The 16,005-nt window shown below is 54.4% G+C and carries 15 protein-coding genes; 3 read left to right on the top strand and 12 right to left on the bottom strand.

Going from position 1 to position 16,005, the window contains the following annotated elements; genetic code table 11:
* The 10 genes from ACQ0PY_RS09700 to ACQ0PY_RS09655 form a co-directional block, all read right to left on the bottom strand.
* A complete protein-coding gene (locus tag ACQ0PY_RS09700) occupies window positions 1–1,131 on the bottom strand; it encodes an ABC transporter permease (RefSeq protein ID WP_109740163.1) in 1,131 nt (376 codons plus the stop codon).
* A complete protein-coding gene (locus ACQ0PY_RS09695; RefSeq protein WP_044327670.1) occupies window positions 1,121–2,404 on the bottom strand; it encodes an ABC transporter permease in 1,284 nt (427 codons plus the stop codon). Before ACQ0PY_RS09695 ends, ACQ0PY_RS09700 begins: the two co-directional genes overlap by 11 nt.
* Before the next feature lie 2 nt (window positions 2,405–2,406).
* Window positions 2,407–3,786, bottom strand: a complete 1,380-nt coding sequence (locus ACQ0PY_RS09690) for a Fe-S-containing protein (RefSeq protein ID WP_109740162.1) — start codon at window positions 3,784–3,786, stop codon at window positions 2,407–2,409.
* Window positions 3,787–3,852: 66 nt separating this feature from the next.
* Window positions 3,853–4,380, bottom strand: coding sequence for an iron transporter (locus ACQ0PY_RS09685; RefSeq protein ID WP_042319779.1), 528 nt, complete (start codon window positions 4,378–4,380; stop codon window positions 3,853–3,855).
* Window positions 4,381–4,409: 29 nt separating this feature from the next.
* Window positions 4,410–6,347, bottom strand: a complete 1,938-nt coding sequence (locus tag ACQ0PY_RS09680; protein WP_109740161.1) for an FTR1 family iron permease — start codon at window positions 6,345–6,347, stop codon at window positions 4,410–4,412.
* A gap of 263 nt (window positions 6,348–6,610) precedes the next feature.
* Window positions 6,611–7,363, bottom strand: coding sequence for an NADH:ubiquinone reductase (Na(+)-transporting) subunit C (gene nqrC, locus ACQ0PY_RS09675; protein ID WP_109740160.1), 753 nt, complete (start codon window positions 7,361–7,363; stop codon window positions 6,611–6,613).
* Between the two features lie 191 nt (window positions 7,364–7,554).
* Window positions 7,555–8,061: a protein disulfide oxidoreductase gene (locus ACQ0PY_RS09670; protein ID WP_044258074.1), complete on the bottom strand. Its 507-nt coding sequence runs from the start codon at window positions 8,059–8,061 to the stop codon at window positions 7,555–7,557.
* Window positions 8,051–8,692, bottom strand: a complete 642-nt coding sequence (locus tag ACQ0PY_RS09665; protein ID WP_109740159.1) for a DsbA family protein — start codon at window positions 8,690–8,692, stop codon at window positions 8,051–8,053. The genes ACQ0PY_RS09670 and ACQ0PY_RS09665 overlap by 11 nt, the downstream gene beginning before the upstream one ends.
* Window positions 8,689–10,569: a cytochrome c biogenesis protein CcdA gene (locus tag ACQ0PY_RS09660; protein WP_109740158.1), complete on the bottom strand. Its 1,881-nt coding sequence runs from the start codon at window positions 10,567–10,569 to the stop codon at window positions 8,689–8,691. Before ACQ0PY_RS09660 ends, ACQ0PY_RS09665 begins: the two co-directional genes overlap by 4 nt.
* Before the next feature lie 48 nt (window positions 10,570–10,617).
* Window positions 10,618–10,980: a hypothetical protein gene (locus tag ACQ0PY_RS09655; RefSeq protein WP_043001957.1), complete on the bottom strand. Its 363-nt coding sequence runs from the start codon at window positions 10,978–10,980 to the stop codon at window positions 10,618–10,620.
* 181 nt (window positions 10,981–11,161) lie between these two features.
* Between ACQ0PY_RS09655 and cbpA the strand changes: the two genes are divergently transcribed.
* The 3 genes from cbpA to ACQ0PY_RS09640 all read left to right on the top strand — a co-directional run bounded on the left by cbpA (window position 11,162) and on the right by ACQ0PY_RS09640 (window position 13,584).
* Window positions 11,162–12,082: a curved DNA-binding protein gene (cbpA, locus tag ACQ0PY_RS09650; protein ID WP_109740157.1), complete on the top strand. Its 921-nt coding sequence runs from the start codon at window positions 11,162–11,164 to the stop codon at window positions 12,080–12,082.
* Window positions 12,082–12,387, top strand: a complete 306-nt coding sequence (gene cbpM, locus ACQ0PY_RS09645; protein ID WP_044258082.1) for a chaperone modulator CbpM — start codon at window positions 12,082–12,084, stop codon at window positions 12,385–12,387. The genes cbpA and cbpM overlap by 1 nt, the downstream gene beginning before the upstream one ends.
* Before the next feature lie 117 nt (window positions 12,388–12,504).
* Window positions 12,505–13,584 (top strand): 4Fe-4S binding protein, encoded by a 1,080-nt coding sequence (locus ACQ0PY_RS09640; RefSeq protein WP_109740156.1) that lies wholly within the window; start codon window positions 12,505–12,507, stop codon window positions 13,582–13,584.
* 40 nt (window positions 13,585–13,624) lie between these two features.
* Here the strand turns inward: ACQ0PY_RS09640 and ACQ0PY_RS09635 are convergent, their stop codons facing one another.
* Window positions 13,625–14,740: an AI-2E family transporter gene (locus ACQ0PY_RS09635; RefSeq protein ID WP_043001062.1), complete on the bottom strand. Its 1,116-nt coding sequence runs from the start codon at window positions 14,738–14,740 to the stop codon at window positions 13,625–13,627.
* A gap of 305 nt (window positions 14,741–15,045) precedes the next feature.
* Window positions 15,046–15,828, bottom strand: a complete 783-nt coding sequence (locus ACQ0PY_RS09630; protein WP_044264196.1) for a lipoprotein YafT — start codon at window positions 15,826–15,828, stop codon at window positions 15,046–15,048.
* Window positions 15,829–16,005: the final 177 nt, after the last annotated feature.

Here is a 16,005-nt window from a genome sequence, read left to right as displayed (position 1 = left end):
CTACTCTCCTTTCAGCACGTTAGCGGGTACGACGCTGACTGCACGCCGTACCGGAACAATCGCCGCCAGAATGGCGACCAGTAAAGACAATACGAGGGTGATGGGCAGCACCGGCAGACGCAGCGAGATCGCCGCGTTGAATACCGTCAGTCCCAACAGTTGCGCCAGCAAATACCCCAACAACCAGCCGCACACTACGGCCGCAAGGGCGATAATGCAGGTTTCCAGCAAGATTTGCCGTACGATGTCGCCATTGCTGGCACCCAGCGCTTTTTGCAGAGCGAACTCGCGGGCACGCTCGCCGACTATCGCCATCAGGGTGGTATTCACGCACAGGGAAGAGAGCGCCAGAATCACCAGCGATACCAGTCCCATCAGCCCTTTGATCTTATCCAGCACCTGTCCTTCTGAGGCGGAGACTTTACGCACCGGGCGAATCTCCAGATCCGGATACTGGCTTTGCAACCGGCTGGCATAGCGATCAACCTGGCCAACATCATTACTGACGCTCAACAGGCCGTGGCTGATTTTCCCCGGCTGATGCAGCCAGGCTTGCGCCACGTCGAGGCTGACGATCAGCATGTTGTCCGTGGCGTCACCGGCTTCGACAATGCCTTTAATCTGCAGGTTTTTCCGCTGGTTATGATCGACCAGCGTGACGTTATCGCCGGGCTGAACGTTGAGGCGCTCCGCCAGCTTGATGCCAATCATCGCGTTGCGATCGTCGAAGCTGACGCCAATCCAGCTCCCCTGAACCTGCCAGTAAGGCACCAGTTTTTGCAACGATTCAAACCAGACGCCGACGATCACCACTTTTTCCAGTTCGGTACGCGCCATGCCGTATAACCACGGACTGGCACCGTGAACCAGCCCCGCTGGCGCATCATCCAGAAGGGTCTGTAGCTCCCGCTGTGGCATACTCGCGCCGTGCCCCGGCCCGATGTAGAAGTTGGCGCCGAAGGTGCGTAACTCTTCACTCATTTTAGTATTGATGTCGAACCATACCGCGCTCAGCGCCGTCACGATGGTCGCCCCCACCATCAGCGCGGCAAAAACCACGCTGACCCGCTGAAAACGCAGGCGCAGCGCCCGCCACACCAGCAGCCAGAGCATTGTCCGTTTAGCGGCCATACAGCACCTCCACGGGATAAAGTCGCGCAATGCGCCGCGCCGGGAACCAAGTTCCGATCAGGGCAATCAACATCGCAACCACCAGTACACACGGCACCACAATCCACGCGAAATCGAGAGGAGCGTCGAACAGCATCACGCCAATCGCTTTCGCCAGCCCCCATCCGGCAACGCATCCCAGCGCCCCGCCTGCCAGCCCACTGGAAGCGGCTTCGAGGTAGAACAGCAGCATGATCTGCCACTGACGCGCGCCAAGCGCCTTCATCAGACCGATCTCTTTGGCGCGTTCCATAATCGTGCTGGTCATCAGCGAGGCGATCCCCATTGCCGATGCCGCCAGCGCGGCAATCGTCACCACCGCCATCAGCAACTGAATTTTGTCAATCACCACCCCTTCAGAGGCGGCGACTTGCCAGACCGGGCGCACCTCCGCCCCGGAGATCGCCTCCTCCAGTTGGTGGGCGATAGAAGAAACATAAGCAGTGCAGTACCAGAGGTCGTACTCTTCCGCATTAAGCGCATCCAGATTTTCCCGCGCGCGACGTGAAAGCTCATTTTCCGGTACCGTCAGCGCCGAAACACGAATGGCCTGCACCTTGCCGGGCAACCCCAATAGCGTCTGCGCTATCGCGAGCGGCATCACCAGTTGGTTATCTTCCTCGCCGCCGCTGGAGAGAATCCCGCTGACGGTGACAGGCACTGTTGTATCCGCGTTGTTTAATACCAGCGTATCACCCGCTTTCCATCCTGTTTGTCGCGCCAGCGCATGCCCCACGAGCGTTTGCGGTGGACTGTTCTCGCCTTCCTGCGGCCAGTCGCCGGTCACCTGCCAGAACGGGCTAACCGTTTTCTGTCCGGTTTCATATCCCTCTTCATCCGGAATATCGACCGGTTGGCTGAAGAACGTCCCGAGAATGCGCACCGCGTTATCGTTCACGGTGACTTCACCGCCCAGCATCGGCGCAAAACCGACAATGTTATTGCGCCAGAAAATATCTTTGATATTCGGCAATTCAGCTTCATCAAGGAAATCCTGCCCAGAGAGCGGATTACTGCTTTCGCTAAACAGCGCAGGCAATGTCGCTTGTCCGGCAGGCTCAATCAGGATGTTTGCGCCGTAGGATTTGAGCTCCCTCGACATTTTATCACCGATATCGATCGACACCGCCAGCAGCGCCGAGATCAGGCTGGCTGCAAGAAAGACCGTGATAATCGCCAGCCCTTTACGCCGCAGGTTGCGTCCCCAGGATTGTCGTAACATTCGCCACAGCATCGTTACTCCTCCCTCAGTTCAGCAGGAACAAACTGTTCCGGCGTTTGACGAAAACGGTCATAGTTCTCTTCGGAGGAAAAGAACCAGGTCTTACCGCCGTAGCTGTACTTGAAGTCCGCCGAGGTATTGGTCAACGTTGAACCATCAACCGGATCGGTCACCTGAATGGTCATCACCGTCGAGAAGTAGTTCACGCCAGCGGCCAGTTCTTTACCGGGGATCACTAACTCTTTTTCATCGTTGTGCCAGTTTTCAATCGGTACCGGATTGCAACCGCCGGGTTTGCCAATGGAAGGGATAAAAATATGTACCCCACAGGCGACGCAAATGACCTGATTGCCTTCCATCACATAGCCCTGATCGCCGCACAATAGACAGGCATCAAACACCACGCCAAAGCGCAGTTTGTCGGGATAACGGTTGATGATGAAAAAGCGCACGGCTTTGCCATCGTCAGCCACCCAGACAAAGCGATGCAACTTACCGTCCCGCAGTTGTTCAACCGGCAGATGAATACTGCCGTCGCTGGCGAGCGTTACCGGGATGGCTTGCGAAAGCTGCGGCGGCTGAGACGCGACGTTGTCCCACCACAGTTGCCCGGCAATCACCACCACGGCACAGCCGAGGGTGACCAGCCAAAGCCGTAGCGCATTACGCCGCTGCGCCAGCGCCAGGCGATGTGCAATCGGTTCTTCTGTTGCCCGCGTCTGACGATGGGCGCTCAGCAACGACGGCAGCCAGCACAGCGCCAGGAGCAGCAGTAATCCCACCGCCATCCAGTTATAGGCTGGCGCATTATTGGTCACTTTCGCCACAAAGCTCAGCAGCGATTTCGCCAGCGGCAGTACCTGTAGCTTCATCAACAGCAACAGCAAATTACCGCTTAACGGCAGCCACAGCATGACCAGCAGAATGAGGGTGAATGGCCAGTACAGCACGCGGATTCGGCGCAGCAGCATGGCGCAAAGCACGCCAGCCAGACAAAGGATCGCGAAGGCGAGCACCACTGCCGTCAAATTCAGCAGCAGTTCAGTATTCAGGACATGCGTGCTGGTTAAGCCACCGAGATTCGGATCGAGCGCCCAGTGACGCGCTGCGCCAAAGACCAGAATCCCTTGCCACAAATAGCGCACATGGTTTCCCGCCCACCAGAAGCTGAGCACAAACAGCAACGTGACCATCACTTCCGTTCCGACCAGTAACAGCTGTACCGGTTGTGAACCGCGCAGCGTCAGTCCTGCCAGCACGCCGGCTGCCAGACCAATAAGCAGCGTCCAGCCCAGAGGGCGTAAGGAAGGGGGATCGTTTCGACTCCAGAGAACGCCGGAGAGTAACGCGATGCAGAAAAAGACCTGTAACGTGGTGACGAAAAAGTAACTCATGACATCGACTCAGAACAGCGGATTGACTCGGCCGGGATGAGTTAGCATCCCGGCGCATCGGTTTTCTTAGTTCAGACCGACGTATTTAAATTCGTAGCTCACATCAAACGGTTTCCACCAGCGACCGACACCAGTGTCACTGTCGGTGTGACGGTGCATCCCCGCTTTTGACGGCGGTTCAATGTGGTAAGTCACTTTGTAGTTGCCCACGCCCATCATCTTGACGTTCGCGCCATAGTGAGGGCCATCGCTGGCGACCATCGGCATAAACGTTCCTTCCTGTTTTTCACCGGTATCGCTGTTGACCAGGGTGTAGCTGATGGTCAGATAGGGGATCCACTCTCCTGCGCCAAAGCCGTTTTTGCTGCCTTCGACCGCGTGAATATCCGCCTCAAGGTGAATATCGGCTTTGGCTGCCGGTAAGCCCATGCCGCGCGGCTCCATATCAATCGGCTGCAGATAAACGGCGGCCAGCTCCATTTCATTCATCACGACAGGCTCGCCCGCCGGGTACTCTTTAAAGGCGAACGCTGCCGGTGCGGTGAAAATTCCGGCCATCACTGCGCTGGCAATCAGGGTTTTCTTCATGGTCATCAGACATATCCTCTCGTCTAAAATCACAACTACAGAGTGTTTTTTATTGTTTCCCCAGGAACGGCGCTTTTTCGCCGCATAACCCACAGCGCAACCAGCGCAGCGAGCAGCAATACTGCCTGCGGTAACAGCGTTTCCACATAGGGATAAATCCCCAGCCAGCTGATTTCCGGGAAACCGTTAATCAACGTTGGCTGGAACAGTTTGCCTTCCACCAGCTCCAGTACACCTTTGCCCGCAAACACGAAGGCCATCAGGTACATGAAACTGCCGGTAAACATAAAGAAGGGTTTCAGCGGCAAACGCACCACCGAATAACGCATGACCAGCCACGCCGCCAGTAACACGACACAGCCAATAACAAAGCCCGCGCCAATCGCCATGTGTCCGGCGACATCTTTGGCATCGCCGATCAGGGCGTAGTAGAACAGAACCGTTTCGGCGCCTTCGCGATAGACCGCGAGGAAACTAGTCAGCCACAGCCCCACCAGCGACCCTGTCGTCAGTGAGTGGGACAGCTTGCCTTCCAGCCAGGCCTTCCAGTGTCGGGCTTCCACTTTGGACAGCAGCCAGTAGCTCATGAAGAACAGCATCACGACCGCAATCAACATCGTGATGCCTTCCAGCAGTTCCCGACTGGCGCCCGAGTTGGTGAACAGCAACTGGAAAATCACTGCGGTGATTACGCTGGCGACCAGGGCTACGATCACTGACTGGCGAATCAGCGGCAGCTTATCCTGATGATTGTTTTTCACCATGTAGGCGACAATCGCCGCCACGATCAGCAGGGCTTCCAACCCTTCACGGACGATGATCATCAGGCTGTAAAGCAGCAGACTCCATTGCGTCTCTTCTCCTTCGCCAAGCATCGTCACCGCTTTTTGCAGATCCTGCTCGAGCGCGCTCGCTTCTGACTGGAGTCTTTCTGCCGGTTGACCAGCCTTCATCAAGCTGACCAGACGGGTGAAGTAGGCTTCCAGCGTGGTTTTGAACGCCGAATCACGGGAGCCGATTTTGTTTTCCATGCCGCTGGCTTCGAAGCGATCGAAATAGCTGTCCTGAACATCCAGAATGGCATTCTGCGTCTCTCCGCGTTGATACCGCGCAATAGCGTCCTGAATGCTCTGATTGATTCCGCCCGCCACTTCACCCCAGTTTGTCCGCGTACTCTCCTCCGCCGCCGGACCGTTGTCTGCGGTTTGTGGGGCTGCAATCAGCTGATCGTCGCGGGTTGTCGGTAAGCCTGGCAGAATATCCTCAATATCCTGTAACAGCGTGGTGACCTGATAAGAGACGTCGTTGAGGCGATCGGGTTGAGCGGCAAGTGCAATCAGCGCGGAAAACTGTTGGTTGATGGCTGCGGCATCTTTGGCTGAGCGATTCTGCCTGACCGACATTTCCATCTCAGAGTTTTTGAATCCCTGATAGTGCGCCTGCTGGACATGCTGACTGGCCGTAGCGTAGTTCCCGGCCTGATAGTCATTCACCGCCTGGGCCAGCAGATCGTCGATAATACGGACGCTCTCTTGCCAGTGAACAGCGATATCCGTTCGGGTGAGCGCGCTGTGCTGCTCTTCCGCCACCGGTCGGTGTCCGCCGTCCAGCACCGGTTCGACTTCTCGTAGCGATGCCTTCAGCCAGTCGATTTTCGACTGCACATCAGCGAGCGGTTTTTTCTCGCCAATCATCCGCCGGATTTCACCGAAGGCGCTCTCCATTTCGTAACTTTTACTGGCGGAGATGTTGATGCGGATGGGGCCTTCGAGATTTTCAAACACCTCAAAGTAGGCCATTTGTACCGTGCGGCGCGCCTCATCGGTGCGCTGTTGAGAATAAAGTTCTGCTGTTTTATCAAGGCGTTGCTCAATATCCTCAATAAACGGAGCATAGTTTGTCGCGGCCCATACGCTAACGCTTATGAGCAGACTGAAGAGAGTTACCAGCAGTGAGAGGCAAAACTTACGCACGATACGCACCAAATAACACAAATGATAATTATTATCATTATCGATTTTTGCTGGCGTTGTACATGACCTGGATCATAAAAATGTCAACGGGTGACAAGTTATGTAAATTTATTTCATTGATATGTGATAGAGGGCGAAATCTGACGGCGGGTAATATACGCCCCCGACCGTCAGGAATTAAATGTTACGTTGCGTAAATCCGTAAAAAATGAGTGATACTGCGCCTACAGGCTTAAAGTAAATTATCCGCAGGTACACTTGATTCAGCGATACAACATCTCCGAGTCTTGTTTCAGTCGCTGCAAAAATGGGCCATAACCCTGCTCACTGATCCAGTAGTTAATACTCTTTTCAACGCCCGTTGACGTCAGCGTCGCACCAGAAATACCATCAACGGTATATTCATTATACTTCCCTGATTTCTCCTGAACTATTTTCAACGCCGGCGTTCCATTATCATCAGCCACCTTTTTCCCCGGCCATTGTTGACGCCAGCTTTCATCTTTCACTCTGGCCCCCAGAAATGGCGTCTCCCGCTGCTGATAATAATACAGATTGTTCACCGTACGACCGTCCAGTCCCAAAGAGAGAAATGCATGCATCATCGATTTCGCTCCTTTGCCCGAAACAGGAATGATAACCTGCTGAATCTTATTATACTTATCTTTTACCAGATAAACTTCCGCCAGCGAACAGCGTTGACGAATCTGTGCAGGGTCCTGATCCGGAGCGAGTTTTTTACATCCTTGTGCGGCCGTTTTATCCGTCACCCACTCGCCGGAATCGAGATTCACCGTGCGCACGATAATCACACGCTGATATAAACTCTCAATCGGTTTTTTATCCTGAGCATCCGTCTTAAGTAAGCCCGCAGCCTGTAAAACAGCAGTTTTTTTTTCTTCTGCCGTCGGCGCCGTCATTTCCCCCTGAAACAACATAAACCAGGCAATCGCAATCAGAAAAATAAGGACACAAAGCACCATCATTGATGCAATAATAACTTTACCCTTGCGCATTTATTTATAATCCCTGTAAGCATTAACATCGTTATATCGCTATATGATATGCCATTACTCCTTGTCATTTGCAATGATAAAAACCGCGAAAATATAGATTCAACCCGTTTACTTTCTGCCTTAAATATTTAAATCACATAGTGTTACGGCTATTTTATGGTGTAAAAAAACCGGGTTTCCCCGGTTTTGACTCAACTGATTTTCGCCCACCCTAGCCGCAGGCGCATCCCCCAGTAGCTGGTCCAGCCGCTGGTCGTAGAAACCACCTGCCCTTTTGACAACACAATCAGCGTGGGGGTGACGCTGATATCCCAACTGCGGGAAAGTGCGCCATTAGCATCGTTGACCACGGGAAAAGAGATCCCTTTACGCGCCAGCCAGCGCGCAATCGTCTGTTCATCTCCCGAACGCAGCGCGATGGTCAGCACCTTCTCCCCTTGAGCCTGCAAGCGGGCAACGTCCGGTGTGGTATAGCGGCAAACGCCACACCAGGTGGCCCAAAAATAGATCAGTAGCGGCTCTTCCTCACTTAATGCCGCCAGCGTTACCCGTTCGCCATCCAGCGTGTAAAGCGGTGTACTGTCGAAAGCCGTTGGTGCCTGTGGCGCGCGCCAGGCATCCATTAGCCACATTCCACCAGCCAACAGGAGCAAAAAAAACACACCTTCGCGCAGCCATCGCCGCAACTTACTGACCATTTGCCACCGCCAGTTTTTCTTTAACGACTTCTTCAAGCACCTCCCAGGAGACGGCCCCCGGGATCAGCTCATCACCAACGATCGTCGCGGGTGTTCCCTGAACGCCGACGAGTCGCGCCAGTTGCAGATTGGTACGTAGCGTTTCATTGCTTTTTTCATCCAGTATGACCGGGCTGGCCGCCGATTTTTCCTGCGCCTGTTTAATGCTGACGTCAGTGTGGTATCCCTTCTTTTGCATCAGCTTTTCATGCAGCGCGAGGAACTGCTGTGGATGCTCACGCCAGGTGGTGAGCGCCGTCCGCGCAGAGAGCACCGAGCTTTCGCCTTTAAACGGCAGCGGTTTGATAATCACCGCCACGTCAGGGTATTTCGCCACCAGTTTTTCCAGCAGCGGATCAAGCTGTTTGCAGTACGGACAGTTGTAGTCGGTAAAATTCACCAGCGTCAGTTTTGCCTGTTTTGCGCCAAATCGCGGACTGGCCGGATCGTTAAACAACGCCTCCTGAATGAGGGCTTCGATCTGTTTTTCTTGCTCCGGGGTAAACGGCGCGACATCTTTGGCATGGCTGAACGCGCTGAACGCGCTGAACGCGCTGAACAGGGTAAATAACAGGATGATCAGGGATTTCATGGCGTTTCTCCTTTCGCTTTAGCCAGTGTTTCTAACAGACCGTCGCGCGTTAATAACGTCGGCAGCGCCTGACCTTTCGGTAAGCCGGGACCATAGATTTGGTTATACGGTACGGCAACCTGGCCGCGTGATTTCAGAAACGCCGTAATGTCATCAGACGGCAGCGTCCAGTCGCCGCGCAGGGCCACGACATCCGGTTGCTGTAGCGCCGCCTGCACCGCGTCGGTGTTCAGCACGTTATATTTATTGACCTTGCAGGTAATGCACCAGTCGGCGGTCACATCGATAAATACGCGCTTATTTTGCGCAAGCGCGTCGGTGATCGCCTGCTCGCTAAGCGGCTGCCAGCGGACACTCTCTTTCGCCGCACTGTGGGAGGTAAAATCCAGATGAGGCAGAAGTAGCGTTGCCAGCCAGAGGGCCGAACCGAGCATCATTAAGCCGAGCAAGCGTCGCAGTCCGTTCATCCAGCGTCCCGGTCGCGGCAGACGAAGCGCCAGACCCGGACGCAGGGCGACCAGCAACCACGGCAGACTCATCCCAACGCCGAGGGCGAAGAAAAGCCCCCACAGCACGGGCAGCGATGCCGTCAGCGCCACCGCCACGGCTGTACCGAGAAACGGTGCGCTGCACGGTGTCGCCAGCAGCGTGGCAAACGCGCCCTGCCAGAAATGTCCCGCCAGGCCGTTACCACCGTAAGTCGCCAGTCGGGTGGTCATTGATGACGGCAGGCGAAATTCAAACAGGCCGAACAGACTGGCGCTGAAGGTCAGCATCACCAGCACCATCGCGCCAATAAACCACGGATTCTGGAACTGGATACCCCAACCGAGCGCCTGATTGCTCAGTCTTAGCACGGTCATCAGTAATGCCAGCGCCATGAAGGAGATCAAAATCCCCCCGACCGACGCGAGGAACTGCCGTCGTATCTGGTGGCGGTTTTTCTCCTCAACGAGCAAAATCGAACCCAGCTTCATCCCCAGCACCGGCAATACGCAAGGCATCAGATTAAGGATCACGCCTCCCATCAGCGCCATAAGAACCACCTGCCAGAGCGGGAGTCTGGCGGATTCTGTCACCGGCGCATCACCCACGATAAGCTGGCTCTCCTGCGCCACACCGTTATCCGCCAGCACCAGCGTGAGCGATTTGCCGCGTAAATTCGGCGCCCCTTCCCCCCAGCTATCGTGAACCGGCACCGTCGCGTGCAGTCTGTCGCCATCGACCCGGATCAGCGGTTTAGCAAAATCCGTGTCCTCTACGCTATCGAGGAACAGCTCGGGTGCGGTCCAGCCACCGCGGCGCTGCGCCTCGATCACCAACTCGCCGTCACGCGCACCAGCGATCAGGGTTTGAGTCAGACCCTGCGCCAAGGGCACACGTCCCATCGCCTGAGCATAATCATGCGCAAATCCGGCATCCTGTTGAGAGGCCGTAAGCGAAAACGGGTAGTCGGTCAGCAGACACACGTTGCTACAGGTAGAGAGCGTCAGCACACCGGCAATGCGGTCGGGAGTGTGTCCCCGGACGGCCAGCGGAAACGTGACCTGTTGGTGATAGCCCTTGGTGGTCATACCGGCGACGTCAAAACGGTCCGGTGTCGGCCAGAACCAGTCCACCACGGGCATCTCTCCTTGCCAGGCAATGGCAGGTGCAACGCCGCCTTCCCCCGGCGAACGCCAGTATGTCTTCCAGCCGTTTTCCAGTTTGACGTCGATCAGCAGACGGGTTTCCCCCTGTGCTGACGTATCGGCACGCAGTCGTACGCTGGCATGATCGTTCTGCGGGGAACGCAGCCAGCCGCTCTCTGTCGCCCACGATGCGGGCAGCCAGAGTAATAACAGGCAGATCAGTCCCTGCCTGAAGGCATACATCATAATTTTTCTCCATGAATGATTAACTTACTGTACGAAACAGCCGGTCTGTCATTCGCGGAAAACGCAGAATCTGAGATGGACCCGAAGTCTGGGGGGAGAAATAACGCGTTGTGGGAAGAACGGTAAGCGTACCGTCCTGAACGGCGTTAACAAGGCAAGGAGTAAACAGAGCGCGAGGATCGCGCCTTCAAAAACGACCGGTGGCGCGGCAAGCAGCGATTTCGCACTGAGCTCGCACGGAGTCACGGGAGATGCTTCCTCTGTCACGGACGTCGGCGACGCCGTCGCCGCGATCGCGGTGGTCTCCATCTGCAACGCATGCAGGCCCGCCATGCGCTGCGCGGTACAGACCATCACCACGACACATGCCAGGCAGAGGAACCACCATCCCATCCGTTGACGTTTCGCCATCACACCCTCACTCATTGACGCGAGTTATCTTAGCGGCTGGCGTGTTTTACGCAACCTCTGGGCTGTAAAGATATGTTGTTTCGCTGGTTGGCATTCATCCTCGACAGGATTACCCTACACTTATCGATGACACCTTTTAAGGGATCCCTTTAGCCTGTATTGATTAACCCGAGAGAACGCTATGGAATTAAAGGATTATTACGCCATCATGGGCGTGAAACCGACGGACGATCTCAAGACTATCAAGACCGCTTACCGCCGACTGGCCCGCAAATATCATCCCGATGTCAGTAAAGAACCCGATGCTGAAGCCCGCTTTAAAGAGGTCGCTGAAGCCTGGGAAGTGCTGAGCGATGAGCAGCGACGCTCGGAGTACGATCAGCTCTGGCAACACCGCAATGACCCGCAATTCAACCGTCAGTTCCAGCAGGGAGAGAACCAGAGTTACAACGCCGAAGACTTCGACGATATCTTCTCCTCTATTTTTGGTCAGCACGCGCGTCAGTCTCGCCAGCGCCATGCCAGCCGTGGACATGATATTGAAATTGAAGTCGCGGTTTTTCTTGAAGAAACACTCGCTGAACACAACCGAACCATTAGCTATAACCTGCCGGTCTACAATGCGTTTGGCATGATTGAACGTGAAATTCCAAAAACCCTGAACGTGAAAATTCCGGCGGGTGTCGGCAATGGTCAGCGTATTCGTCTGAAAGGCCAGGGGACGCCGGGTGAAAACGGCGGACCGAATGGCGATTTATGGCTGGTGATCCACATCGCACCACATCCCCTGTTTGATATCGTTAACCAGGATCTGGAAATTGTGGTCCCGCTCGCCCCATGGGAAGCCGCGCTGGGCGCAAAGATTGCCGTCCCCACGCTGAAAGAGAGCATTCTGGTCACCATTCCCCCCGGCAGCCAGGCCGGACAACGTTTACGCATCAAAGGTAAAGGTCTGGTCAGTAAAAAACAGACCGGTGATTTGTATGTCGTGCTGAAGATCGTGATGCCGCCTAAACCGGATGAACGTGCGACTGCGCTGTGGCAGCAACTGGCAGAGGCACAGTCAGGATTTGATCCGCGCAAAGATTGGGGGAAAGCATAATGGCTAACGTCACCATCACTTTTACGGTTACCGAATTTTGCCTGCGCACCGGCGTGACGGAGGAAGACCTGAACGAGATCGTGGGTCTGGGCGTCATCGAACCTTACACCGAAACGGCGGACAGCTGGCAGTTCGACGATCATGCCGCCACTGTGGTACAGCGCGCCCTGCGGTTACGTGAAGAACTGGCGCTTGACTGGCCGGGGATCGCCGTGGCGCTCACGCTACTGGAAGAGAACGCACGTTTACGACAGGAAAACCGGCTGCTACGACAGCGGCTCGCGCGTTTTATTACTCATCTATAAATATTGGGCAGCGTAAGCTGCCCAATTATCAGGCAATGATATAAATCAACGCTGGCTCAACGGGATAGCCGTACGATAGTAGCATTCAAAATGCCACTTTATGGACGTCAGAAGGCAATGAGCGAAAAAAGCAGAAAGCGCTGGCAACGCCGCCCCGGAACAACGGGCGGTAAACTGCCATGGAACGACTGGCGTAATGCCTCTACCTGGCGCAAAGCTACGCAGTGGCTGCTGATGGCGATCAATATTTATATTGGCGTGACGTTTTACTACTGGGTGCGTTATTACGAAACCGGCGGCACCAGTCTGTACGTTTCCCGACCTGGCGGCATTGAAGGCTGGCTGCCCATCGCAGGCCTGATGAACCTGCGCTATACGCTGGAAACCGGCATCCTTCCCCCTGTTCACGCCGCCGCCATGCTGCTGCTGGCCGCGTTTATGCTGGTAAGTCTGTTGCTCAAAAAGTCGTTCTGCTCGTGGCTGTGCCCGGTAGGTACGTTGTCTGAACTCATCGCCGATGTGGGTAAGAGATTGTTTGGTCGCAATTTTACGTTGCCCCGTTGGCTGGATATCCCTCTGCGCAGCCTGAAATATCTGCTGCTGGCCTTTTTTCTCTACATTTCGCTGTCGATGCCAGCGCAGGGCATTCAGTATTTTTTAATGTCGGCCTACGGGATTATTATCGATGTGAAGATGCTCGATTTCTTTCGCAATATCGGCACGATCACCCTGCTGAGCATCGCCCTTCTGGTGGTCATAAGCTTGTTCATTCGCAACGCGTGGTGCCGTTATCTGTGTCCCTATGGCGCCTTGCTCGGGCTGCTTTCCCTGCTCTCACCATTCAAAATCCGCCGCAATGCGCAAAGCTGTATTGATTGCGGGAAATGTGCCAAAAACTGCCCGTCGCAAATCCCGGTGGATAAGCTGATTCAGGTGCGAACGGTTGAATGCACTGGCTGTATGACCTGTGTGGAATCCTGTCCGGTGGCTTCAACGCTGACATTTTCCCTGCGGACGCCAACGGAAAAGGCTGAAATACGGCGGGGAACATTATCGGGTATGGCGATGACGCTGCTGGTACTCGGCATAATGTTTGCCCTTATCGCATTCGCGATGCTAATGGACGTCTGGAACAGCCCAGTGCCGGATCACCTCTACTTCCGGTTGATCCCGGAAGCGAGAATGATTGGTCATTAATGGATACCGGATGGGGCATCTGCCGCCATCCGGATTTGCATCACTCGGCTTTATTATCCTCAGCGATGCCATCCTCAATAAAATCTTTATCGAGTTCTTCGGTATTCCCCGCGTGATCGCGCCCGGAAAGAATGTTCCAGCAGGCGATAAACAGCGCGGCAACGAGTGGACCAATGACGAAACCATTGATGCCATAAATCTCCATTCCGCCCACCGTGGTGATAAGAATCAGGTAATCAGGCATTTTGGTATCTTTGCCGACCAGAATGGGGCGCAGAATATTATCCACCAGCCCTACCACCACCACGAAGAAACCGACGATGAAAAAGCCCTGCCACAGTTGCTGCGTCGAAAAAAGATAAATGGCGGCTGGCACCCAGACGATCGCGGAACCCACTGCCGGGATCAGGGACAGAAACGCCATCAGCGCCCCCCACAGAATGCTGCCATCAATCCCCACAATGTAAAACGCAATTCCGCCCAACGTCCCCTGCACGATCGCCACCACAACCGTGCCTTTTACCGTCGCCCGGGAGACCGCCGCAAACTTTGCAAACAGATGTTGCTTAACGAAATTCGACAACGGTAGCGAGTCGAGGATCTGCCGAACCAGAAACGGGCCATCCTTGAGCAGGAAAAAGAGCAGGTAGAGCATGATGCCGAAACTGATCGCGAAACCAAAGGTGCCTTTGCCAATCAGGAAGGCGCTCCCGGCCAGATATTGCCCGCCCTTTAGCACCACATCCGACAGCTTCTGCTGGATTTTTGCGGCGTTATCAAGGGAGTGATCGGCAAGAAACGAACGCGCCCACTCCGGCATATGCGCAAACAAGCTCGCCACCACTTCCGGGAACTGAGCGTCGTTATGCTGCAGCTTGGTGTACACCACATTCAGTTCAACGGCGAGTGAGGAGAGGATCAGCATTAACGGGATGAATACGATCAGGCAGATGATACCCAGCGTCAGCAGAGACGCTACCCCGTTACGCTCCCCTAACGCCGAACGCAGCCTATTTTTTACCGGGTAGAAGATAACCGTCAGAATCGCAGCCCATAAAATGGCGGAAAAGTATGGCGACAGCACGTCGAAGAAAGCCCATGTCACCATGGCGAGAAGAAAGAGGAAAAACCCTTTATTCAGTCCGTTAAAACGCATTAGAGGATCCTGTAAACAAAGAAACTCTGTGGACTATAGGACTGATTGCGGATTTTACAAAGCCGACAAGACGAAAACCGCCAGCCAATACTTCACATTCAAAATGTGATAGTGCTTATTGTTTCACCAAAAGGGTTGGCATTTCGCTCAAGGGTTGCTGAATGCGGCACACACGAAGGGAGTGCCGCTGTCTCCCCGTCTTTCTTGAATACACCTGTTTCGCCTCTCTGGACGGACGCCAGGTCAGTTTAGGGAAGCGTCTGCAACCGTCTGCCAGCAGGATGACCTATGGCAGACGTCGCGCGTTACTGATAACGCGCCACCAGGTCCTTAACCATTGCGGCATACGTTTGTTGCTTAAGTTGCACAATCTGCTGTTCCGTCACCGTCTCTACGGATGCCTTCTGTCCAGGCTGCGGGGTTAGTATTTTGGTCTCATAATTAAACGGTGACCAGGTCGCCCAATCGCCACTCGCGACATCCACCAGCGTGAAACGCACCAGATAGCGTAGCGATGTGCTGTCAGGCTGTTTCCCTGCTTTAAAATCCGACCAGACCATGCTTTTGGTCGCGGCATCAAATCTACCGGACTGCAACGTCTCCTGATAAACGATAATCGCTTTCTGATGCCCTTTCGCCGCAATGTAGCGTAGCGCCTGCATCCAGTTGGTATTCTCAGCAACCGCCGCGTCCTGGTTCTCGTCTTTGCTTTTGTCTTTACTACAGATCGCTTTTTTTTGTCTGTCCGGGATGCCAGAGAACGTCGCAACCGTGTAATAGCGACTCATTTCCTGCTGCATGACCGTCTCTGGCGCCCGATTGCCAGACTGTACCAGAATGACGGGTGAGTTCAGCGGTACGCGAAAATTGTCTTCTGCCAGTGCCGCCTGAATATCGTCTTCAGAGATCGCCAGCGTGGTTTCATTACCAAAAATATCTTTGTCCGTCAGCCAGGAGGGTGACGTCGTATTCCGGCCAGAACTTTCCACCTGCGATGTGGTTTTCTTCGCATCAATGGGGGAATGCGTGACACAACCCACCAAAATAGAGAGGGTTACACATGACAATATTACTGACCTGAAATCCATTTTACCCGGTTCCTTATCTAACCCAATATATTCCTGCATAGCAAAAATAATTATATACCTGAAGGAGCTCACCACAAAACAGGATTTTTCCATTTTCAATCATTCATAAAATAAATATTTATAAATCTTTTATAGATTCCGTTTTTATATTGTTGAGAATATATGCAGATTCGCCTA

It is taken from the genome of Citrobacter sp. LST-B2 (assembly GCF_057983045.1).
This window is presented reverse-complemented; position numbering and strand designations above follow the sequence as displayed.